22 protein-coding genes are annotated in these 21383 nt (G+C 56.5%); 11 read left to right on the top strand and 11 right to left on the bottom strand.

Going from position 1 to position 21383, the window contains the following annotated elements; genetic code table 11:
• The first annotated feature begins 100 nt into the window (after positions 1-100).
• The 3 genes from rsgA to mscM all read left to right on the top strand — a co-directional run bounded on the left by rsgA (position 101) and on the right by mscM (position 5562).
• Positions 101-1153 carry a small ribosomal subunit biogenesis GTPase RsgA gene (rsgA, locus tag V1599_RS05000; protein WP_395301112.1) on the top strand — a complete coding sequence of 351 codons (1053 nt, stop codon included), beginning with the start codon at positions 101-103 and terminating at the stop codon, positions 1151-1153.
• 97 nt (positions 1154-1250) lie between these two features.
• A complete protein-coding gene (gene asd, locus V1599_RS04995; RefSeq protein ID WP_395301111.1) occupies positions 1251-2219 on the top strand; it encodes an archaetidylserine decarboxylase in 969 nt (322 codons plus the stop codon).
• Positions 2220-2238: 19 nt separating this feature from the next.
• Positions 2239-5562, top strand: a complete 3324-nt coding sequence (gene mscM / locus V1599_RS04990) for a miniconductance mechanosensitive channel MscM (RefSeq protein WP_395301110.1) — start codon at positions 2239-2241, stop codon at positions 5560-5562.
• 38 nt (positions 5563-5600) lie between these two features.
• Here the strand turns inward: mscM and yjeM are convergent, their stop codons facing one another.
• Positions 5601-7100 (bottom strand): glutamate/gamma-aminobutyrate family transporter YjeM, encoded by a 1500-nt coding sequence (yjeM, locus tag V1599_RS04985; RefSeq protein ID WP_395301109.1) that lies wholly within the window; start codon positions 7098-7100, stop codon positions 5601-5603.
• Between the two features lie 194 nt (positions 7101-7294).
• Complete coding sequence (gene epmA, locus V1599_RS04980; protein ID WP_112011987.1) at positions 7295-8272, bottom strand: elongation factor P--(R)-beta-lysine ligase; 978 nt, start codon at positions 8270-8272, stop codon at positions 7295-7297.
• Positions 8273-8582: 310 nt separating this feature from the next.
• On the opposite strand from epmA, the gene frdA reads away from it, so the two are divergent.
• The 4 genes from frdA to frdD are packed head-to-tail and all read left to right on the top strand — an operon-like array spanning position 8583 to position 11876.
• A complete protein-coding gene (gene frdA / locus V1599_RS04975) occupies positions 8583-10373 on the top strand; it encodes a fumarate reductase (quinol) flavoprotein subunit (RefSeq protein WP_112011986.1) in 1791 nt (596 codons plus the stop codon).
• Positions 10366-11100 carry a succinate dehydrogenase/fumarate reductase iron-sulfur subunit gene (locus V1599_RS04970; protein WP_112011985.1) on the top strand — a complete coding sequence of 245 codons (735 nt, stop codon included), beginning with the start codon at positions 10366-10368 and terminating at the stop codon, positions 11098-11100. Before frdA ends, V1599_RS04970 begins: the two co-directional genes overlap by 8 nt.
• Before the next feature lie 10 nt (positions 11101-11110).
• The gene (frdC, locus tag V1599_RS04965; protein WP_112011984.1) at positions 11111-11506 is read left to right on the top strand and encodes a fumarate reductase subunit FrdC; all 396 of its coding nucleotides are present in this window, start codon (positions 11111-11113) and stop codon (positions 11504-11506) included.
• 10 nt (positions 11507-11516) lie between these two features.
• The gene (gene frdD, locus V1599_RS04960) at positions 11517-11876 is read left to right on the top strand and encodes a fumarate reductase subunit FrdD (protein WP_112011983.1); all 360 of its coding nucleotides are present in this window, start codon (positions 11517-11519) and stop codon (positions 11874-11876) included.
• A 29-nt stretch (positions 11877-11905) separates the two neighbouring features.
• On the opposite strand, the gene ampR is transcribed toward frdD, so the two are convergent.
• Entirely contained in the window at positions 11906-12781 is an 876-nt protein-coding gene (gene ampR, locus V1599_RS04955) for a LysR family transcriptional regulator AmpR (RefSeq protein WP_112011982.1), read from the bottom strand.
• A 132-nt stretch (positions 12782-12913) separates the two neighbouring features.
• On the opposite strand from ampR, the gene ampC reads away from it, so the two are divergent.
• Both ampC and V1599_RS04945 read left to right on the top strand, forming a co-directional pair.
• On the top strand, positions 12914-14059 hold the full coding sequence (gene ampC, locus V1599_RS04950) for a CMY2/MIR/ACT/EC family class C beta-lactamase (protein ID WP_112011981.1): 1146 nt from the start codon (positions 12914-12916) through the stop codon (positions 14057-14059).
• Positions 14060-14164: 105 nt separating this feature from the next.
• Complete coding sequence (locus V1599_RS04945; protein WP_112011980.1) at positions 14165-14695, top strand: lipocalin family protein; 531 nt, start codon at positions 14165-14167, stop codon at positions 14693-14695.
• On the opposite strand, the gene sugE is transcribed toward V1599_RS04945, so the two are convergent.
• Complete coding sequence (gene sugE, locus V1599_RS04940; RefSeq protein WP_112011979.1) at positions 14692-15009, bottom strand: quaternary ammonium compound efflux SMR transporter SugE; 318 nt, start codon at positions 15007-15009, stop codon at positions 14692-14694. The two genes, V1599_RS04945 and sugE, sit on opposite strands and share 4 nt — an antisense overlap.
• A gap of 262 nt (positions 15010-15271) precedes the next feature.
• Between sugE and V1599_RS04935 the strand changes: the two genes are divergently transcribed.
• Positions 15272-15865 carry a LuxR C-terminal-related transcriptional regulator gene (locus V1599_RS04935; RefSeq protein WP_112011978.1) on the top strand — a complete coding sequence of 198 codons (594 nt, stop codon included), beginning with the start codon at positions 15272-15274 and terminating at the stop codon, positions 15863-15865.
• Between the two features lie 45 nt (positions 15866-15910).
• On the opposite strand, the gene ecnB is transcribed toward V1599_RS04935, so the two are convergent.
• The 3 genes from ecnB to efp all read right to left on the bottom strand — a co-directional run bounded on the left by ecnB (position 15911) and on the right by efp (position 16922).
• Positions 15911-16057: a lipoprotein toxin entericidin B gene (gene ecnB / locus V1599_RS04930; protein WP_003855942.1), complete on the bottom strand. Its 147-nt coding sequence runs from the start codon at positions 16055-16057 to the stop codon at positions 15911-15913.
• A 108-nt stretch (positions 16058-16165) separates the two neighbouring features.
• Positions 16166-16297, bottom strand: coding sequence for an entericidin A/B family lipoprotein (locus V1599_RS04925; RefSeq protein WP_112011977.1), 132 nt, complete (start codon positions 16295-16297; stop codon positions 16166-16168).
• A 58-nt stretch (positions 16298-16355) separates the two neighbouring features.
• Positions 16356-16922 carry an elongation factor P gene (gene efp, locus V1599_RS04920; RefSeq protein ID WP_003855940.1) on the bottom strand — a complete coding sequence of 189 codons (567 nt, stop codon included), beginning with the start codon at positions 16920-16922 and terminating at the stop codon, positions 16356-16358.
• Positions 16923-16962: 40 nt separating this feature from the next.
• Between efp and epmB the strand changes: the two genes are divergently transcribed.
• On the top strand, positions 16963-17991 hold the full coding sequence (epmB, locus tag V1599_RS04915; RefSeq protein WP_112011976.1) for an EF-P beta-lysylation protein EpmB: 1029 nt from the start codon (positions 16963-16965) through the stop codon (positions 17989-17991).
• A gap of 40 nt (positions 17992-18031) precedes the next feature.
• Here epmB and V1599_RS04910 read toward each other — a convergent pair whose 3' ends face one another.
• The 4 genes from V1599_RS04910 to V1599_RS04895 form a co-directional block, all read right to left on the bottom strand.
• Positions 18032-18385 (bottom strand): DUF4156 domain-containing protein, encoded by a 354-nt coding sequence (locus V1599_RS04910; RefSeq protein ID WP_112011975.1) that lies wholly within the window; start codon positions 18383-18385, stop codon positions 18032-18034.
• Between the two features lie 254 nt (positions 18386-18639).
• Positions 18640-20283: a chaperonin GroEL gene (groL, locus tag V1599_RS04905; RefSeq protein ID WP_112011974.1), complete on the bottom strand. Its 1644-nt coding sequence runs from the start codon at positions 20281-20283 to the stop codon at positions 18640-18642.
• Positions 20284-20321: 38 nt separating this feature from the next.
• Positions 20322-20615, bottom strand: coding sequence for a co-chaperone GroES (locus V1599_RS04900; RefSeq protein ID WP_003855929.1), 294 nt, complete (start codon positions 20613-20615; stop codon positions 20322-20324).
• A 160-nt stretch (positions 20616-20775) separates the two neighbouring features.
• A complete protein-coding gene (locus V1599_RS04895; protein WP_181573245.1) occupies positions 20776-21240 on the bottom strand; it encodes an FxsA family protein in 465 nt (154 codons plus the stop codon).
• Positions 21241-21383: the final 143 nt, after the last annotated feature.

Here is a 21383-nt window from a genome sequence, read left to right as displayed (position 1 = left end):
TCCACCCTTCTCGCATAACCGGCAGTAGCAGGTTAACTAGTATTAATTAGAGTGTATCATAGAGGTTTTGCCCACAACGGGCGACCAGGAGCCAGCGCGATTGAGTAAAAATAAACTCTCCAAAGGGCAGCAGCGCCGCGTAAACGCCAACCACCAGCGCCGTCTTAAAACCACTTCGGAGAAGCCGGACTACGACGACAATCTGTTTGGCGAAGCGACGGAAGGCGTGGTGATTAGCCGGTTTGGCATGCATGCCGACGTTGAATCCGCCGACGGGGAAATCCACCGTTGCAATATCCGTCGCACTATTCGTTCGCTGGTAACCGGCGACCGCGTCGTTTGGCGCCCCGGAAAAGAAGCCGCCGAAGGGGTCACGGTAAAAGGCATCGTTGAAGCCGTACATGAACGCACCTCGGTGCTGACCCGTCCCGATTTCTATGACGGCATTAAGCCAATTGCTGCCAACATCAATCAGATCGTCATCGTTTCGGCGATCTTACCTGAGCTTTCGCTCAATATTATCGACCGATACCTCGTCGCCTGTGAAACGCTAGAGGTTGAGCCGATTATCGTATTGAACAAAATCGATCTGCTGGATGAGGAAGGCATGGCCTTCGTCAACGAGCAGATGGATATCTATCGCAACATCGGCTACCGCGTATTGATGGTATCCAGCCACACCAAAGACGGCCTGAAGCCGCTCGAAGAGGCGTTGACCGATCGCATCAGCATCTTTGCGGGCCAGTCCGGCGTGGGTAAATCCAGCCTGCTGAATAACCTGCTTGGCCTGCAGAAAGAGATTTTGACCAACGATGTCTCCGACGTCTCGGGTCTGGGCCAGCACACGACGACCGCCTCTCGCCTGTACCACTTCCCGCACGGCGGAGACGTGATCGATTCCCCGGGGGTACGCGAATTTGGCTTGTGGCACCTCGAGCCGGAACAAATCTTCAACGGCTTTGTCGAATTCCATGACTATTTAGGCGCTTGCAAATACCGGGACTGTAAACACGACAATGACCCAGGCTGCGCGATCCGCGAAGCGGTAGAAAACGGTGAAATTGCGGAAACCCGCTTTGAAAATTACCACCGCATCCTTGAGAGCATGGACCAGGTAAAAACGCGTAAAAACTTTTCTGATTCTGATAACTGACAACTAAGCTAAGCATCGCTAAAATCGTCCCCTTTTTTCAGGTTCCGGCTGCCTGCAGCCGGATCAGGAACGACAAAACAATGGCCTGGAGGCTACCTTGTTAAACTCATTTAAACTTTCGCTTCAATACATTCTGCCGAAACTGTGGCTCACTCGCCTGGCGGGCTGGGGCGCGAGCAAACGAGCGGGCTGGTTGACCAAACTGGTCATCGACCTTTTCGTGAAATACTACAAGGTCGACATGAAAGAGGCGCAAAAGCCTGACACCGCCAGCTACCGTACGTTTAACGAATTTTTCGTGCGCCCGCTGCGCGATGAAGTGCGTCCGCTGAATACCGATCCTAACGTGCTGGTTATGCCTGCAGACGGCGTGATTAGCCAGCTTGGCAACATTGAAGACGATAAAATCCTGCAGGCGAAAGGCCATAACTACAGCCTTGAAGCGCTGCTGGCCGGTAACTACCTGATGGCCGACCTGTTCCGCAACGGGACGTTTGCCACAACCTATCTCTCCCCGCGCGACTACCACCGCGTTCATATGCCCTGCAACGGCATCCTGCGCGAGATGATCTACGTGCCGGGCGATCTGTTCTCCGTAAACCACCTGACCGCGCAAAACGTGCCAAACCTCTTCGCCCGCAACGAGCGCGTCATCTGCCTGTTTGACACTGAATTTGGTCCAATGGCCCAGATTCTGGTGGGTGCCACCATTGTCGGCAGCATTGAAACCGTCTGGGCTGGCACCATTACCCCGCCGCGCGAAGGCATCATCAAGCGCTGGACGTGGCCTGCCGGCGAAGCGGAAGGCTCCATTGCGCTGCTGAAAGGCCAGGAAATGGGCCGCTTCAAGCTGGGCTCAACGGTGATCAACCTGTTCGCGCCGGGTAAAGTGACTCTCGCTGAAGGGCTGGAAAGCCTGTCCGTGACCAAACTCGGCCAGCCGCTGGCGGTCTCAACCGAAACCTTCGTGACGCCGGACGCAGAGCCTGCCCCGCTGCCTGAAGAAGAGATCAAAGCGGAACACGACGCCAGCCCGCTGGTTGACGACAAGAAAGACGAAGGCTAACTCAAGAAGGATCGCTGACGTGCGCCCGATTATCGTATTACTGATGGCCTGGTGCCTCAGCATGGGGGCGTACGCAGCGACGGCCCCCGACGCCAAACAGATAGCTCAGGAGCTGGAGCAGGCCAAAGCGGCCAAGCCCGCTCAGCCGGAGACCGTTGAGTCGCTCCAGGCCGCGCTGAACGCGCTTGAGGAACGTAAAGGTTCCCTTGAGCGCGCCCAGCAGTATCAGCAGGTTATCGATAACTTCCCGAAACTTTCCCAGACGTTACGTTCGCAGCTGAATAACCTGCGCGACGAGCCGCGCGACGTGCCAATGGGCCTGACGTCCGACGCGCTGAACCAGGAAATTTTGCAGGTCAGCAGCCAGCTTCTGGAGAAGAGCCGGCTGGCGCAGCAGGAGCAGGAGCGCGCCCGCGAAATTGCCGACTCGCTCAGCCAGCTTCCGCAGCAGCAAACCGATGCGCGCCGCCAGCTAAATGACGTTGAGCGCCGCATAGGGACGTCCACCGGCAATACGCCGCAAAGTCAGGCGCAAAACCTTGGGCTGCAGGCCGAATCCGCGCGGCTAAAAGCGCTGGTCGACGAGCTGGAGCTGGCGCAGCTCTCCGCCAACAACCGCCAGGAACTGTCGCGCATGCGCTCAGAGCTGGCGCAAAAGCAGAGCGAACAGCTTGACGCCTACCTGCAGGCGCTGCGCAACCAGCTGAACAGCCAGCGCCAGCGCGAAGCCGAACGCGCGCTGGAAAGCACCGAGCTGCTGGCCGAAAACAGCGCTAACCTCCCCGCCGGGATCGTCGATCAGTTCAAGGTCAACCGCGAGCTTTCTGCCGCCTTAAACCAGCAGGCGCAGCGCATGGACCTGGTTGCGTCACAGCAGCGCCAGGCCACCAATCAAACCCTTCAGGTTCGCCAGGCGCTGAATACCCTGCGCGAGCAGTCCCAGTGGCTCGGCTCGTCGAACCTGCTGGGCGAAGCGCTCCGCGCGCAGGTTGCCCGTCTGCCGGAGATGCCAAAACCGCAGCAGCTGGACACCGAGATGGCGCAGCTCCGCGTCCAGCGTCTGCATTTTGAAGACCTGCTCAACAAGCAGCCGCAAATCCGCCAGATTCGTCAGGCGGACGGCCAGCCGCTCACCGCGGAACAAAGCCGCATTCTGGAAGCCCAGCTGCGCACGCAGCGTCAGCTTCTGAACTCCCTGCTTCAGGGCGGCGACACCCTGATCCTTGAGCTGACCAAGCTGAAAGTCTCCAACAGCCAGCTGGAGGATGCGCTGAAAGAGGTAAACGAAGCCACGCACCGTTACCTCTTCTGGACGTCCGACGTCCGCCCTATGACCTTCTCCTGGCCGATCGACATCGTGCAGGACCTACGCCGCCTGATCTCGCTGGATACGTTCAGCCAGCTGGGCCAGGCCAGCGTGATGATGATCACCAGCAAGGAGACGATCTTCCCGCTGCTGGGGGCGCTGATTCTGGTCGGCTTTAGCATTTATTCGCGCAGGCACTTCACCCGCTTCCTGGAACGTTCAAGCGCCCGGGTAGGCAAGGTCACACAGGATCACTTCTGGCTGACGCTGCGCACCGTGTTCTGGTCGATTCTTGTCGCCTCGCCGCTGCCGGTGCTGTGGATGACGTTGGGATACGGCCTGCGGGAGGCCTGGCCCTACCCGCTTGCGGTCGCCATTGGCGATGGCGTAACGGCAACCGTCCCGCTGCTGTGGGTGGTGATGATTTGCGCCACCTTCGCGCGCCCGAATGGCCTGTTCATCGCCCACTTCGGCTGGCCGCGCAACCGCGTTGCGCGCGCCATGCGCTACTACCTGATGAGCATCGGGCTTATCGTGCCGCTGATTATGGCGCTGATCATGTTCGATAATCTCAACGATCGGGAATTCTCAGGCTCGCTGGGCAGGCTGTGCTTCATGCTGATTTGCGGCGCGCTGGCCGTGGTTACGCTTAGCCTGAAGCGCGCCGGCATTCCGCTCTACCTCGATAAAACCGGCAGCGGCGAGAACATGTTTAACCGCCTGCTGTGGAACCTGCTGCTGAGCGCGCCGCTGATCGCGATGCTGGCGGCGGCCGTAGGCTATCTTGCCACCGCACAGGCGCTGCTGGCGCGCCTCGAAACATCGGTCGCGATCTGGTTCCTGCTGCTGGTGGTGTACCACGTCATTCGCCGCGGGATGCTGATCCAGCGTCGCCGTCTGGCGTTTGACCGCGCCAAGCATCGCCGCGCCGAAATTCTTGCCCAGCGCGCCCGGGGTGAAGAAGAACCCAACCACGTGAACAGCACTGAAGGGGCGGTGGATGCCGACGATGTCGAAATCGATCTCGATGCCATCAGCACCCAGTCATTGCGGCTGGTGCGCTCCCTCCTGATGCTGGTGGCACTGCTGTCGGTGATCTTCCTGTGGTCAGAAATCCACTCCGCATTTGGCTTCCTGGAGAACATTTCGCTTTGGGACGTGACGTCCACGGTGCAGGGCGTCGAAAGCCTGGAGCCGATAACGCTGGGCGCGGTGCTGATTGCTATTCTGGTTCTGATCATTACCACGCAGCTGGTACGTAATTTCCCGGCGCTGCTGGAGCTGGCGCTGTTGCAGCATCTGGATTTAACCCCTGGCACCGGATACGCCATTACCACCATCACTAAATACCTGATCTTGCTGTTTGGCGGGATGGTCGGTTTCTCCATGATCGGCATTGAGTGGTCTAAATTGCAGTGGCTGGTCGCCGCGCTGACGTTTGGCCTTGGTTTTGGCATGCAGGAGATATTCGCGAACTTCGTCTCCGGCCTGATCATCCTGTTCGAGAAACCGATTCGTATCGGCGATACGGTGACCATTCGCGATTTGACCGGCAGCATTACCAAGATCAACACCCGTGCGACCACCATCAGCGACTGGGATCGTAAAGAGATCATCGTTCCGAACAAGGCGTTTATCACCGAACAGTTTATCAACTGGTCGCTGTCTGACTCCGTCACCCGCGTGGTGCTGACCGTGCCGGCTCCGTCGGATGCCAACAGCGAGGAGGTGACGCAGATCCTTTACGCCGCGGCAGAGCGCTGCACTCTGGTGCTCGACACCCCGGCCCCGGAAGTGTTCCTGGTCGATTTACAGCAGGGCATTCAGATTTTCGAGCTACGAATCTATGCCGCCGAAATGGGGCACCGCATGCCGCTGCGCCATGAGATCCATCAGCTGATTCTGGCGGGCTTCCGCGAACACGGTATCGAAATGCCGTTCCCACCGTTCCAGATGCGTCTGGAAAGCATGGACGGGCGTAAGATGGGAAGAACGCTGACCTCTGCGGCGCGTACGCGCCCGGCGGGCAGTTTGTGATCCTTTCCCCCCTCCTTCTCGGGAGGGGGACATTTCTACTAGACTACTTCTGTGACATACGCCGTCGAGCGTCGACGGTAATTCTCATAAATCCCCATCGCCATCAGCGAGAAGAAGATCGGGCCGCCGACCATCCACAGTGCGCTGTTCCAGTCATTGGCCTCAATCACCGGCTGGATCACGGTAAAGATGTTGGCAAACGCTACCACCAGCACCACCACCGAGGTTGCCAGAAGCGTTGCCGCGCGGGTTTTGAAAATCACGAACGGACGTTCCAGATCCTGCTTCGCCTTGAAGAACGGGAAGGCAATGGTCAGGAAAAGATAGGGCAGCGTCATCGAGACGTTCGCCATCAGCGTTAGCTTGTTATAGAACGCCGACGCGGTGTCACCGCCGAAGGACACCAGCAGAATAAATACGCAGACCAGCATGCACTGCATCCACATGGCGTTGGCGGGCATTCCCGTCGCGTTGAGCTGCGTCATGCGCGCGGGCCACAGGGCTTTTGGCGTTCCCTGGATAATCGCCTTCAGCGGCGAGTAGATCAGCGTGAAAAACGCGCCCGTGTAGGCGAGGAACATCGACAGGCCGGTAATGCGCGCAAACCAGATCCCCAGCGCGGCGGCCGCGTCAGGCGTCAGGTGCATGGCCTGGCCCAGCGTTTCCCCTAAGCTTTTCATCAGCACATAGGTGATGTTTCCAAGGTTGGTTGTATTGTTGCCAAGCACCTGCTGCCAGTTAGTGCTGACGCCCCACAGGAAAATCGCCAGCGAATAACCAATGGAAATAACCATCGCCGCGAAGATAATGCCTTTAGCAAAGTTCTTCTCTGGGTTGTCGGTTTTGTCCACGAGGCCGCCCACCGCCTCAATGCCGCCATAGGCAAAAATGGCAAATACCACGAACGACAGCATAGCAAGGCCGGACTGATAGCTTGGGTTTGGCGACGAGACGAAGTTCACCTCCTGGGCAAAATGTCCGCCGTTCAGGTACAGAATGGCGATGCTCACCAGCAGCAGCACCAGGTTCAGGCACATAACCGAAATGCCACCGACAGCCGTAATGCGCGCAATTTTATTGATGCCTTTCGACGCCACCAGCGTCACAACGATCATCCAGCACACCGCAAGGATCCCGACGACCTGCGTAGAGCTCAGGCCAGCCAGCGACCACACCTGCGTTTTGTCAGACCCGAAGAGAAACGTCGACAGCGGCACCCACACTTTGGCCGCCGTGCTCACCATCCAGACCACGTACGAGGAGAACCACATAAAGGTGCCGATAAAGGCGTAGCGCGGGCCGATACTGTTGTTCATCCAGGAATAGATGCCGCCCTCTTCTTTCCGGTAGGCCGAGCCCATTTCCGCCATCATCAGCGCAAAAGGAATAAAGAAGAACAGAGCGGATACGATGTAAAACGGCGTTGCGCTGTAGCCCATCAGGTAGAACGCAGACGGGCTGTTGGCAAAGCCGAAGACTGACGTGAAAATCATCAGAATGAGCCCGGTGAGGGTCATCTTTTTTAGCGAGTGGGACATAGGACCATCCGAAGAGAAATAAACTGCGCGGATGTTAGCAGATGACCAGACGGATATTGTGGCTATACGGGGCAAATTAAGAAAAAGACCCGTGTATAAAGAATGTGGCAGTTTTTAATGTTGTCGTGCGGAAATGGAAAGCTAAATTGACAGGAATGGCACGCCGGGCAAGCTGAGCGCTACCCGGCCTTTTTTTAGGCGCGATCGACCGTAAACGCAATCACATCGCCGAGATGTTCCGCGCCAAGCGCCAGCATGACCAGGCGATCCACGCCCAGCGCCACGCCGGAACAATCCGGCAGGCCAGCCTGTAAGGCCGCAAGCAGATTATTATCAATCGGCTGCTGCGGCAGGCCGCGCGCGGTGCGCTTGCGGTTGTCCTGCTCGAAGCGCTGCTGCTGCTCGCGCGCATCGGTCAGCTCGTGGAAACCGTTCGCCAGCTCAATCCCCTTGTAATAGACCTCAAAGCGTTCAGCCACGCGGTGATCTTCGGTGCTGATTTGCGCCAGCGACGCCTGGCTTGCCGGGAAGTGATACACAAAGGTCGGCTTGTCTTTGCCAATCTGCGGCTCAACGCCGAAGGTGAACAGCAGCTGAAGCAGCGCGTCACGATCGTCTTCAGTATCCGCCACGTTGCTCAGATCCAGTTTTGCCGCCACCTCGCGCAGCTGGGCTTTGTCCGCCGAGAGCGGATCGATCTCCAGATGACGCTGGAACGCCTGCTGATAGGAGAGGGTTTCGGCTTCCGCACAATCCAGCACCTGCTGCAGCAGGTCGTCCACCTCGTTCATCAGGCGGTACATGTCGTAATGCGGACGATACCACTCGAGCATGGTGAACTCAGGATTGTGGTGACGGCCCATCTCTTCATTGCGGAAGCTGCGGCACAGCTGATATACCGGGCCACATCCCGCCGCCAGCAGGCGCTTCATGTGGTATTCGGGGCTAGTCATCAGATACAGGTTCATCCCCTGAGAGTGGCCAGGGCCAACAAAACGGGTTTCAAACGGGACCAGATGAATATCCGTTACCGTCGCCTGACTCATGCACGGCGTTTCCACCTCCAGGACACCGCGATCGCTAAAAAAGCGGCGGATCTCCGCCATAATCGCTGCGCGCTTTAACAGATTTGGGATGGACGCGCTCGGCTGCCAGGTGGCCGTTTCGCTCATGAGTTTTTCTCCGATGTCAGACAAGGGCACGCAGTCTACTCGTAAGCGTGGGCAGAGACAAATTTTGCGCAGTAAAAGCGACTATTTCATATATCCCGAAAATTATGTGACGTAATCCATCAATCATGATGATAAATCACCGCACAGAACCGCAAAAAAATCGAACACGTCAAATTTCCCTCACATCCGCGCGGTTATACTCCTTTACCCATAAAGGAGCAGTGGAAACGCTTTCGCAATCGTCCCTTTGGGCGGATGAACTACCTTTAGGTCATCGGGTTGCGAAATAACAACAATCTGGAGGAATGTCGTGCAAACTTTTCAAGCCGATCTTGCCGTTATAGGCGCTGGCGGTGCGGGATTACGTGCTGCGATCGCCGCAGCGCAAGCTAATCCCAACGCTAAAATCGCATTGATTTCTAAAGTCTATCCTATGCGCAGCCACACCGTTGCGGCAGAAGGAGGATCCGCCGCCGTTGCGCAGGATCATGACAGCTTCGAATACCATTTCCACGACACGGTTGCCGGAGGCGACTGGCTTTGCGAACAGGATGTCGTTGATTATTTCGTGCATCATTGCCCAACGGAAATGACCCAGCTCGAGCAGTGGGGATGCCCGTGGAGCCGCCGTCCGGACGGCAGCGTCAACGTTCGCCGCTTCGGCGGGATGAAGATTGAACGCACCTGGTTCGCCGCCGATAAAACCGGCTTCCACATGCTGCATACCCTGTTCCAAACCTCCCTTCAGTTCCCGCAAATTCAGCGCTTCGACGAACACTTTGTCCTCGATATTCTGGAGGATGAGGGCCATGCGCGCGGCCTGGTGGCGATGAACATGATGGAAGGCACGTTAGTCCAGATCCGCGCAAACGCGGTGGTAATGGCGACGGGCGGCGCGGGCCGCGTGTATCGCTACAACACTAACGGCGGCATCGTGACCGGTGACGGCATGGGCATGGCGCTGAGCCACGGCGTGCCGCTGCGCGATATGGAATTTGTTCAGTATCACCCGACCGGCCTGCCGGGTTCGGGCATTCTGATGACGGAAGGCTGCCGCGGCGAAGGCGGTATTCTGGTCAACAAAGACGGCTATCGCTATCTGCAGGATTACGGCATGGGGCCGGAAACGCCGCTCGGCGAGCCGAAGAACAAGTACATGGAGCTTGGCCCGCGCGACAAAGTGTCTCAGGCCTTCTGGCACGAATGGCGTAAGGGCAACACCATTTCCACCCCACGCGGCGACGTGGTTTACCTCGATCTGCGCCATCTGGGCGAGAAAAAACTGCTGGAGCGCCTGCCGTTCATCTGCGAGCTGGCGAAAGCCTACGTGGGCGTCGATCCGGTCAAAGAGCCGATTCCGGTGCGCCCAACCGCACACTATACCATGGGCGGTATCGAAACCGACCAGCAGTGCGAAACCCGCATTAAAGGGCTGTTCGCCGTGGGCGAGTGTTCTTCTGTTGGCCTGCACGGCGCCAACCGCCTGGGCTCTAACTCGCTGGCAGAACTGGTGGTCTTTGGCCGCATGGCGGGCGAGCGCGCGATGGAGCGTGCTGCAACCGCGGGTGAAGCCAATGGCGCCGCGCTGGACGCTCAGGTCGCCGACGTTGAAAAACGCCTGAAAGACCTGGTGAACCAGGAAGGCAACGAAAACTGGTCGAAGATCCGCGACGAGATGGGCATGTCGATGGAAGAGGGCTGCGGCATCTACCGTACGCCAGAGCTGATGCAGAAAACCGTCGACAAGCTGGCAGAGCTGCAGGAGCGCTTCAAGCGCGTGCGTATTACCGATACGTCAAGCGTGTTCAACACCGACCTGCTGTACACCATCGAGCTGGGCCACGGCCTGAACGTCGCCGAATGTATGGCGCACTCGGCGCTGGCGCGTAAAGAGTCTCGCGGGGCGCACCAGCGTCTGGACGAAGGCTGTACCGAGCGTGACGACGTCAATTTCCTCAAGCACACCCTCGCTTACCGCGATGCGGACGGCACTACGCGCCTGGACTATAGCGATGTGAAAATCACCACGCTGCCGCCGGCGAAGCGCGTGTACGGGGCAGAAGCGGAAGCAGCCGAGAAGAAGGAGACGGCGAATGGCTGAGATGCAAAAAATGAAAGTGGAAGTGGTGCGCTACAACCCGGAAGTGGATACGGCACCGCATAGCGCTTTCTATGAAGTGCCTTATGACGAGCAAACCTCCCTGCTGGACGCGCTCGGCTACATTAAAGATAACCTGGCGCCGGACCTGAGCTACCGCTGGTCCTGCCGCATGGCGATCTGCGGCTCCTGCGGCATGATGGTCAATAAAGTACCGAAGCTGGCGTGTAAAACCTTCCTGCGCGAATACACCAAGGGCATCAAGGTTGAAGCGCTGGGCAACTTCCCGATTGAGCGCGATCTGGTGGTCGATATGACCCACTTTATTGAGAGCCTGGAGGCGATTAAGCCGTACATCATTGGCAACCCGCGAACCCCGGATCAGGGCCCAAACACCCAAACGCCTGCGCAGATGGCGAAATACCATCAGTTCTCCGGCTGCATCAACTGCGGCCTGTGCTACGCCGCATGTCCGCAGTTCGGCCTGAACAAAGAGTTCATCGGCCCGGCGGCGATCACCCTGGCGCACCGTTATAACGAAGACAGCCGCGACCACGGCAAAAAAGAACGTATGGCGCAGCTTAACAGCCAGAACGGCGTCTGGAGCTGCACTTTTGTGGGCTATTGCTCCGAAGTGTGTCCAAAGCATGTCGATCCGGCCGCCGCTATTCAGCAGGGAAAAGTAGAAAGCTCGAAAGACTTTCTTATCGCTACCCTGAAACCACGCTAAGGAGTGCATGATGACGACTAAACGCAAAGCCTACGTGCGGCCGATGCCGTCCACCTGGTGGAAAAAACTGCCGTTTTATCGCTTCTATATGCTGCGTGAAGGCACGGCGGTACCGGCGGTCTGGTTCAGTCTTGAGCTGATGTACGGCGTTTTCGCCCTCAAGCACGGTCCGGAAACCTGGGCGAACTTTGTCGGTTTCCTGCAAAACCCCATCATCGTAATTCTGAACCTGATCGTGCTCGCGGCAGCGCTGCTTCATACCAAAACCTGGTTTGAACTGGCGCCAAAAGCGGCAAACATCATCGTAAAAGGCGAGAAAATGGGGCCAGAGCCGGTGATTAAAGGGTTATGGGGAGTGACGATTCTGGTCACTGTGGTCATTCTGTTTGTCGCACTGTTCTGGTAAGGAGACGACTGTGATTAATCCAAATCCAAAACGTTCAGACGAGCCGGTCTTCTGGGGCCTGTTTGGCGCAGGCGGCATGTGGAGCGCCATCGTTGCGCCGGTCATTATTCTGCTGGTCGGTATTATGCTGCCGCTGGGGCTGTTCCCGGGCGATGCGCTGAGCTATGAGCGCGTGCTGGCGTTTGCGAGCAGCTTTATTGGCCGCGTGTTCATCTTCCTGATGATCGTCCTGCCGCTGTGGTTAGGCCTGCACCGCATTCACCATGCGATGCACGATCTGAAAATCCACGTGCCGAACGGCAAGTGGGTCTTCTACGGTCTGGCAACGATCCTGACCGTCGTGACGCTGATTGCCGTCGTAACGATCTGACCGATCGGGCCCGCCGTCCGGCGGGCCTTTTATTTCTGCATCGTCCCCACCAGCCATTGCGCAAAATCCCGCATAGCAGGCGTTTCGGCACGCGACTGCAGGCGCGTGAGCCAGTAGCTGCCGAGGTCTATCTGCGTCGCAAACGGCTGTACGATACGCTCGCTGTTCAGCAAATGGGTGAACATATCGACGGGCGCCATCGCGATCCCTGCCCCGGCCTGCGCGGCCTCCAGCATCGTCACTGACGAATCAAACACCATAACCCGGTGCGTGGGTGACGGGGGATGCTCGCCTGCCGCCTGCATCCACGCGGCCCACTCGTCGCGGCGGTAGGAGCGCAGCAGGGTAAACTTCAGCATATCAGCGGGAGAGTGCAGCCCGGCAGCGATTGTCGGCGTACACAGCGCAGACAGCGGTGCGGGACAAAGATAGATGGCTTCGGTGCCGTGCCACGCGCCGCCGCCGTAGCGGATCGTATAATCCAGCCCTTCCGCCGCCGGATCGACGCGGTTGTTGTGGGTGGAAAGCTGAAGATCGACGTGCGGGTAGCGGCGGCGAAACGCCTCCAGCCGCGAAAATAAATACCCGGTCGCAAAGGTGCCCACCACGCCGATTTTTAGCTTCTCCTGTGCCTGGTGATTAGCAAAACGATCCAACATCCCGGCAATGCGATCGAACGAGTCGTTCAGCACCGGCAGTAAATTTTCTCCTTCGGTAGTGAGCATCAGGCCGCGCGACACGCGCACGAACAGCTGGCAGTTAAGATGCTGTTCCAGCGCCTTTACGTGCTGGCTGATGGCCGAATGCGTCACATTAAGCTCAATGGCCGCATGCGTGAAGCTCAGGTGTCGCGCCGCCGCTTCAAAGGCGCGCAGCGAATTAAGGGGGATATAGCTGCGGGTCATGGGTTTATCCGTTAGAAAAATTAACAGCTACTGCTAAATTTAACCGTTTGTCAGGCGCAGTCAAATCCCACAGACTACGCTCGTCTTATGGGCCCGGACATACTCCAGACATACCCTTACGGAAGATAACTGATGGTCAAAAAATCCCTATGCTGCGCCCTGCTGCTCAGCGCCTCCTGCTCCGCCTTTGCCGCGCCGGTGTCCGATAGCGCGCTGGCTGACGTTGTCGAACAAACGATTACCCCGTTGATGAAAAGCCAGGCCATTCCGGGCATGGCGGTGGCAGTCATTTATCAGGGCAAACCGTACTACTTTACCTTCGGTAAAGCCGACGTTGCCGCAGGGCGTGCGGTTACAAATCAAACGCTGTTTGAGGTCGGGTCTATTAGTAAAACCTTCACCGGCGTGCTGGGCGGCGATGCTATTGCCCGCCACGAGATTTCCCTCAGCGATCCGGCAAGCAAATATTGGCCAGCGCTGACCGGCAAGCAGTGGCAGGACATACGCCTGCTTGATTTGGCAACCTACACCGCCGGCGGGCTGCCGCTTCAGCTTCCCGACGAGGTGACGGATAGCGCCTCGCTGCTGCGCTTCTATCAAACCTGGCAGCCAAAATGGAAGCCAGGGACGACGCGCCTTTATGCAAATTCCAGCATTGGGCTGTTTGGTGCTTTGGCGGTTAAACCTTCGGGCATGCGCTATGAGCAGGCCATGACGACGCGCGTCTTCAAGCCGCTGAAGCTAAACCATACCTGGATTACCGTACCGAAGTCCGAAGAGGCTAACTACGCCTGGGGCTATCGTGACGGCAAAGCGGTGCATGTCTCTCCGGGAATGCTGGACGGTGAAGCGTACGGCGTTAAAACCAGCGTGGAGGATATGGCGCGATGGGTCATCGCCAACATGTCACCCGATACCGTGCAGGATGCCTCTCTGAAGCAGGGGATCGCTTTTGCTCAGTCGCGCTACTGGCGCGTGGGCTCAATGTATCAGGGGCTAGGCTGGGAGATGCTGAACTGGCCGGTCGAGGCCAAAGCGGTGGTCGGCGGCAGCGACAACAGCGTCGCGCTTGCGCCGCTGACGGCCACTGAAGTGAACCCTCCGGCACCGCCGGTAAAGGCGTCGTGGGTACATAAGACGGGCTCTACGGGCGGGTTTGGCGGCTATGTCGCCTTTATCCCAGAAAAGAATCTCGGCATCGTGATGCTGGCTAATAAGAGCTACCCTAACCCGGCGCGGGTTGACGCGGCGTACCGTATTCTAAACGCGCTGCAGTAAAACATTGCCGGGTGGCGCTACGCCACCCGGCGAAACTCACCGCACTACATCCCCGTTTTCCTTGCCGTCATCTACACTTAACAAAAAAAACAGTAAGGAAACGCTATGCGCATTTTGCCTGTTATCGCTGCGGTGACGGCCGCGTTTTTAGTGGTTGCCTGCAGTTCACCTACCCCACCTCCCGGCGTGACCGTCGTAAGCAATTTCGACGCACAGCGCTTCCTCGGTACCTGGTATGAGATCGCCCGCTTCGATCACCGCTTCGAGCGCGGCCTGGAGAAAGTCACGGCAAATTACAGCTCAATGGATGACGGGGGTATTCAGGTGGTAAACCGGGGATATAACCCCGATCGCGCGATGTGGCAGCAGTCGGTGGGCCAGGCGTATTTTACCGGCGATCCTCACCGCGCGGCGTTGAAAGTGTCATTCTTTGGTCCGTTCTATGGGGGCTATAACGTCATCGCGCTGGACAGGGAGTATCGCCACGCGCTGGTTTGCGGGCCGGATCGCAACTATCTGTGGGTCCTCTCACGCACGCCAACCATTTCAGCGGAAATGAAGCAGCAAATGCTCGACGTCGCGACCCGGCAAGGGTTTGATGTATCAAAACTTATCTGGGTGAAACAGCCACATTAATGCGTGCTGAGCTTCAGCCCAATAATTCCCGCGACAATCAGCGCGAGGCTGGCAATACGCGCCAGGCTCGCGGATTCACCTAGCAGGAGAATCCCCGTTATCGCTGCCCCTACCGCACCGATTCCCGTCCAGACGGCGTAGGCCGTTCCCACAGGCAGGGTTCGCATTGCCCATGAGAGCATCACGATGCTGACGATCATCGCGGTAACGGTGATGACGCTTGGCGTCAGGCGGGTAAAGCCGTGCGTGTATTTCAGGCCAATTGCCCATACCACTTCGAGCAAACCGGCGATGAAAAGAACAATCCAGGACATATCAGGCTCCTTAACGTTTACGTTAGCTGGGGCCGTCCCCGATGAATGAAGCACTTACGGGTCGTCCCGTAAGGCTGAGATGCAGAGGCTTATTTTGGTCAGTGCACAATTTTTTTTCAACGCTTTTGTATTTTGTGCGTTAAGGCAAGAAATAGCCGCAGTATGCCGCGGAGTTCAGCCTTTTATCACTCATCGGACTTCCCTATGATGGTGTGCTTTCTGATGGCAGGAAGCCAAACCATTAGCCGACTGCGAATACGATATGTTCAAAATTCTTTTGATTGACCGTTGTCACTTCACCCGGACGGGTTTTGAAGCATGGCTCAATCATTCTGGTTTGTTTCCTGACGACTTTGTCGTGACCGGACTGAATAACCTCATCCTTGCCAGAGAGCATCTTCTGCAATGGAAACCCACGCTGGTCATTGCTGACCTATACGGTTTCAGACACGATATTCATCATCTCCATCAGCTCTCATCTTTGCTCATCGCCAGTGAAACCGTGCCGTTTATTTTACTGCAGTCGGGCGAAGAGCAGGGTATGACGGAGTATTTAAAGCAATATCCGATCTGGTCTTCTCTAATGAAGCGCGTTGACCTTGAGGGGCTGGCCACGGCGATAAGCGATGCGTTAACCGCCTACGCAAGCGTGGAAATCCCGAAAATCGCCGCACCGCTGCTTACGCGTCAGGAAGAGAAAGTGCTTACGCTGTGGATGGAAGGGGCAAGCAATCAGAAAATCGCTAGCCATTTGAGTATCAATGGAAAAACGGTTTATACCTATAAGCGTAATATCCGCATGAAGCTGCATATGGACACGCGCTTTTCGCCATTTTTATCTCTGCAAGAGGTGTGAATTGACGGTACGGTGAAAGTAATACGCCGTACCGCCTCTGCTTCATTAGTTCTGAGCTTTGGTCGCTGCACCAGAAATAGCATTACCACCGTCGGAGATATCTTCGCCCACGCCGCGCGTGGTATTACATGCAGTCAGCACTGAAGAGAGCACCAGAACAGAAAAGATCGCCGCAATTGTTTTCTTAACCATAATATCTTCCTTTTATAGCCAGAGTTGTTTTGTGTATAGCAATATAAGAATAGACAAGATCGCGCCGTTTGACGGAAAAGGAAGAGTTTTTAGGATAAATAGAAGAAACTAACTGGCTGCATGCGAAATGATATGGCCCAGATCCTGGATATCTTCACCCACGCCGCGCGCGGTGTTGCACCCGGAAAGGAGCGCGCCAGAGAGCGCCAACAGAAGCAGAATTTTAACGGTACGTGTCATCTTCCCTGCCTGCATAAATCAGGCGCAGCGGGCGCTGCGCCTTAAATCATTGCGTAAATTACTTCACGCGGGATACGTATTCGCCGGAGCGGGTATCCACTTTGATCACTTCGCCAATCTGAACGAACAGTGGAACTTTAACCACTGCGCCAGTGGAGAGGGTCGCTGGCTTGCCGCCAGTACCTGCGGTATCACCCTTCAGGCCTGGATCGGTTTCAACGATTTCCAGCTCAACGAAGTTAGGTGGAGTCACCGCGATTGGCTGGCCGTTCCACAGGGTCACGATGCACTCGGCCTGGTCCAGCAGCCACTTGGCGTTATCGCCGATGGCTTTCGCGTCAGCGGACAGCTGTTCGAAGGTTTCGTTGTTCATGAAGTGCCAGAACTCACCGTCGTTGTACAGGTAAGTCAGGTTCATATCGACAACATCAGCGCCTTCAGCGGAATCAGTAGATTTGAAGGTTTTTTCTACACGGGTGCCGGTCAGCAGGCGGCGCAGCTTAACGCGCGCAAATGCCTGGCCTTTACCGGGTTTCACGAATTCACTGGCTTCAACCGCGTACGGTTCGCCGTCCATCATGATTTTAAGACCAGCACGAAAATCGTTGCTATAGTACGTTGCCATAAGGCCCTCTAAATTTGTTAACTGGTAGCTTAGCCACAAAATGGCGCATATTGTAACCCTAAACACCCCGTCCAGAGAAGATTGGTTATCGCAACTTGCCGATGTAATCACCAGTCCTGATGAATTATTGCATCTTTTAGACCTGGATGAGCATCAAGAATGGCTCGCAGGCCGTGAGGCAAAGCGCCTCTTCCCCCTGCGCGTGCCCCGCGCGTTTGTTGCCCGCATGGAAAAGGGCAACCCAAACGACCCGCTATTAAAACAGACGCTGACCTCGCAGGATGAGTTTGTGACTGCGCCGGGTTACAGCACCGATCCGCTGGAAGAGCAAAACAGCGTGGTGCCGGGTTTGCTGCACAAATACCTCAACCGTGCCCTGCTGCTGGTAAAGGGCGGCTGCGCGGTAAATTGTCGTTATTGCTTCCGCCGACACTTCCCGTATGCGGATAACCAGGGCAATAAGCGCAACTGGCAGGTCGCGCTGGACTATATCGCCGCCCATCCCGAGCTGGATGAGATTATTTTCTCCGGCGGCGACCCGCTGATGGCAAAAGATCGTGAGCTTGACTGGCTACTGACCCAGCTTGAGGCCATCCCGCACATCAAGCGTCTGCGCATTCATAGCCGTCTGCCGATTGTCATTCCGGCGCGTATCACTGACGGGCTGGTTTCACGCCTGGAGCAGTCGCGCCTGCAGGTGCTGTTGGTCAACCACATTAACCACGCGAACGAAATTGACGATGATTTTCGCGCGGCGATGGCGCGCCTGCGCAAAGCGGGCGTGACGCTGCTGAACCAGAGCGTTCTGCTTCGCGGAGTGAATGATAGCGCCCGCGTGCTGGCAGACCTGAGTAATGCCCTGTTTGATGCGGGCGTGATGCCCTATTACCTGCACGTGCTGGATCGCGTACAGGGCGCGGCGCATTTCATGGTCACGGATGAAGAAGCCCGGCAGATTATGCGCGAACTGCTCACGCTGGTGTCGGGCTATATGGTGCCGAAGCTGGCACGCGAGATCGGCGGCGAGCCGAGTAAAACGCCGTTGGATTTACAGCTGCGGCAGAGCTAGTTTCCCCTAACCCTCTCCCACAGGGAGAGGGAAAAGGCAATCAGTTCGGGCACTTATAAACCTGGCCATTCATCTGGCTGGCGGTTGGCACGAAGCTGGACAGCATACCCTGCGTTGGGCTGCTCACGCCGTAAATCACGTTACCGCCCATCGCTGCCGCCTGGTTACGCAGGGCATTCGCCGCGCCGCGCATAGAGCCGCCCTCTTCACCATGTTGACCCGACAGCCAGTTGCTTTGCTCACCGGTTGCCGTGCCCAGCAGCTGACATTCGCTGCCCGGCTTATCTTCCACAAAGCGAACGCCCTGGCCCGCTGCCGAAAGCTCATTGCTGGAGCTACAACCCGCGAGCAGCAGCGCTGCCCCTACGATCCCTGCACAGACTTTTACGCGCATGTTATTCCTCGATTTCAATAAGCTGGACAGTAGTTGTCCGTGTGTGAATCTTATACCTAAAAGATGACCAAAAGAAAAACCCCCAGACATTTCTGCCCAGGGGTTTCTCATTTTTTGCGAGATATTTATTTAATCGAATAATTCAAGTTGCAGGAAGGCGACAAGTTCGTGAATCCCCAGGAGCTTACATAAGTAAGTGACTGGGGTGAGCGAACGCCGTCAACGCGCCTGCGGCTTGAAGTATGAAGATTAAATTACATCATGCCGCCCATACCACCCATGCCGCCCATACCAGCAGCACCTAAGTCTGGCGCATCGCCTTTAGGCAGGTCGGTCACCATGCACTCGGTGGTGATCATCAGGCCAGCAACAGATGCCGCGTACTGCAGAGCCGAACGGGTTACTTTGGTTGGGTCCAGGATACCGAAGTCGATCATGTTGCCGTATTCTTCAGTTGCCGCGTTATAACCGTAGTTACCTTCACCCGCTTTCACGCTGTTGGTTACAACGGATGGCTCTTCACCGGCGTTGGATACGATCTGACGCAGCGGAGCTTCCATCGCGCGCAGCGCAACTTTGATACCCACGTTCTGATCTTCGTTCTGCGCGGTCAGGCCAGCCAGCTTAGCGGCAACGCGTACCAGCGCAACGCCACCACCCGCTACTACGCCTTCTTCTACCGCAGCACGGGTCGCGTGCAGGGCATCGTCAACGCGCGCTTTTTTCTCTTTCATTTCAACTTCGGTCGCTGCGCCCACTTTGATTACCGCAACGCCGCCTGCCAGTTTCGCTACGCGCTCCTGCAGTTTTTCACGGTCGTAATCAGAGGTTGCTTCTTCGATCTGCTTACGGATCTGAGCTACGCGGCCCTGAATAGCGGATTCTTCACCCACGCCATCGATGATGGTGGTGGTGTCTTTGTTGATCACAACGCGTTTCGCCTGGCCCAGGTCTTCCAGGGTCGCTTTTTCCAGCTCCATACCGATCTCTTCAGAGATCACGGTACCGCCGGTCAGGGTAGCGATGTCCTGCAGCATGGCTTTACGACGGTCGCCGAAGCCTGGTGCTTTAACCGCAGCAACTTTCACGATGCCGCGCATGGTGTTAACCACCAGGGTCGCCAGCGCTTCGCCTTCAACGTCTTCCGCGATGATAACCAGCGGCTTGCCTGCTTTCGCAACGGCTTCGAGCACTGGCAGCATTTCACGGATGTTGGAGATTTTCTTGTCAGCCAGCAGGATGAACGGGCTTTCCAGCTCAACAGCACCAGTTTCTGGCTTGTTAATGAAGTATGGGGACAGGTAACCGCGGTCGAACTGCATACCTTCAACCACGTCCAGTTCGTCTTCCAGGCCAGTACCGTCTTCAACGGTAATCACGCCTTCTTTACCCACTTTGTCCATCGCTTCCGCGATCAGCTTACCTACGGTTTCGTCGGAGTTAGCGGAGATAGTACCTACCTGAGCAATGGCTTTGGAGTCAGAGCACGGTACGGACAGCGCTTTCAGCTCTTCAACAGCGGCAGAAACAGCTTTGTCGATACCACGTTTCAGGTCCATCGGGTTCATGCCCGCAGCAACAGCTTTCAGACCTTCAGTGATGATAGCCTGCGCCAGTACGGTCGCGGTGGTGGTACCGTCGCCTGCTGCGTCGTTCGCTTTAGAGGCAACTTCTTTCACCATCTGCGCGCCCATGTTTTCAAACTTGTCTTCCAGCTCGATTTCACGTGCTACAGAAACACCATCTTTGGTGATGGTTGGCGCGCCGAAGGATTTATCCAGCACTACGTTGCGGCCTTTCGGGCCCAGGGTGACTTTAACTGCATCTGCCAGTACGTTTACGCCGCGGAGCATTTTTACACGAGCGTCGTTACCGAATTTTACGTCTTTAGCTGCCATGTTCTTAGTTCCTCAAATTCGTACAGTTTCGTGCGTAATTACGCTTCAACAATTGCCAGAATGTCGCTTTCGGACATGATCAACACTTCTTCATTGTCGATCTTCTCGGATTTCACGCCGTAGCCATCGTTGAAAATGACGATGTCACCAACTTTAACGTCCAGTGGCTGCACAGTTCCGTTTTCCAGAATGCGGCCCTTACCGACAGCGATGATTTCGCCACGCGTTGATTTTGCTGCTGCAGAACCGGTCAGCACGATGCCGCCTGCAGACTTGGTTTCAACTTCTTTACGTTTGACGATCACACGATCATGTAACGGACGAATACTCATTGATAGCTCTCCTTTGAGAAAGTCTTTATCAGTTATGGATGACGCCGGGCCGCACGCGGTTTTCCGGCTAGTGCCCTGAGAGATGGGGCCAGATTTTTTCCCCTTCAAGGGGGAAGACGAAAAAAAATTTGCGAAAGTTTTCCCTTGATTCAACAGCCAATCAACGATCGTCTTTATGGTCCAGGCGATCGTGCTGCTCGTCCTTGCGCTGATATTCCCCGTCGAAGGTTTCACCCGGCCCCGTGCTGAAACCACCGCCCGGCATCCGGCTGAAGCGGAGATGCGGCAGCAGCTTCAGGGTCAGATGCTTTTGCACCGGCGGGAGCAGAAGCAACAGGCCAAGGAAATCGGTGAAGAAGCCCGGCAGAATCAGCAGCAGGCCCGCAATAATGAGCGACACGCTTTTGATCATCTCGGCGGCCGGGCTTTCTCCTGCGGCCATCTTCTGCTGCATTAACAGGAAGTTTTTGAAACCCTGGTTGCGCACCAGCGACATGCCGATAACCGAGGTGAAAATGACCAGGATTAAGGTCAGCAGGACGCCCAGCACGTGGGCGACCTGAATGAAAATGGAAATCTCGACGTAAACGTAGAGGAAGAAAGCAATAAACGGTATCCAGCGCACCGGTATCTCCTGTAGGGCAAGCGCCGCCTGGCGCCTGACTGAATGTGTTCGCAACGTGCGTCAGCTAGAGGTGGAGGCGGTTAGCCAAATTTCAATCGGTTTGCACGGATATTTTTTCTGGAAATATTAAAGCGGTGACTTAT

Source organism: Enterobacter sp. ECC-175 (assembly GCF_043968675.1).
Taxonomy (GTDB): domain Bacteria; phylum Pseudomonadota; class Gammaproteobacteria; order Enterobacterales; family Enterobacteriaceae; genus Enterobacter.
The sequence above is the reverse complement of the archived record's forward strand: the minus strand, read 5'-3'. Positions and strand labels throughout refer to the sequence as shown.

Bases quoted from the DNA above. Each gene is read 5' to 3' on its own strand.
- yjeM (WP_395301109.1), bottom strand. From the start codon at position 7,100: ATGTCCCACTCGCTAAAAAAGATGACCCTCACCGGGCTCATTCTGATG.
- epmA (WP_112011987.1), bottom strand. From the start codon at position 8,272: ATGAGCGAAACGGCCACCTGGCAGCCGAGCGCGTCCATCCCAAATCTG.
- V1599_RS04970 (WP_112011985.1), top strand. From the start codon at position 10,366: ATGGCTGAGATGCAAAAAATGAAAGTGGAAGTGGTGCGCTACAACCCG.
- frdC (WP_112011984.1), top strand. From the start codon at position 11,111: ATGACGACTAAACGCAAAGCCTACGTGCGGCCGATGCCGTCCACCTGG.
- ampR (WP_112011982.1), bottom strand. From the start codon at position 12,781: ATGACCCGCAGCTATATCCCCCTTAATTCGCTGCGCGCCTTTGAAGCG.
- ampC (WP_112011981.1), top strand. From the start codon at position 12,914: ATGGTCAAAAAATCCCTATGCTGCGCCCTGCTGCTCAGCGCCTCCTGC.
- V1599_RS04945 (WP_112011980.1), top strand. From the start codon at position 14,165: ATGCGCATTTTGCCTGTTATCGCTGCGGTGACGGCCGCGTTTTTAGTG.
- sugE (WP_112011979.1), bottom strand. From the start codon at position 15,009: ATGTCCTGGATTGTTCTTTTCATCGCCGGTTTGCTCGAAGTGGTATGG.
- V1599_RS04935 (WP_112011978.1), top strand. From the start codon at position 15,272: ATGTTCAAAATTCTTTTGATTGACCGTTGTCACTTCACCCGGACGGGT.
- ecnB (WP_003855942.1), bottom strand. From the start codon at position 16,057: ATGGTTAAGAAAACAATTGCGGCGATCTTTTCTGTTCTGGTGCTCTCT.
- V1599_RS04925 (WP_112011977.1), bottom strand. From the start codon at position 16,297: ATGACACGTACCGTTAAAATTCTGCTTCTGTTGGCGCTCTCTGGCGCG.
- efp (WP_003855940.1), bottom strand. From the start codon at position 16,922: ATGGCAACGTACTATAGCAACGATTTTCGTGCTGGTCTTAAAATCATG.
- epmB (WP_112011976.1), top strand. From the start codon at position 16,963: ATGGCGCATATTGTAACCCTAAACACCCCGTCCAGAGAAGATTGGTTA.
- V1599_RS04910 (WP_112011975.1), bottom strand. From the start codon at position 18,385: ATGCGCGTAAAAGTCTGTGCAGGGATCGTAGGGGCAGCGCTGCTGCTC.
- groL (WP_112011974.1), bottom strand. From the start codon at position 20,283: ATGGCAGCTAAAGACGTAAAATTCGGTAACGACGCTCGTGTAAAAATG.
- V1599_RS04900 (WP_003855929.1), bottom strand. From the start codon at position 20,615: ATGAGTATTCGTCCGTTACATGATCGTGTGATCGTCAAACGTAAAGAA.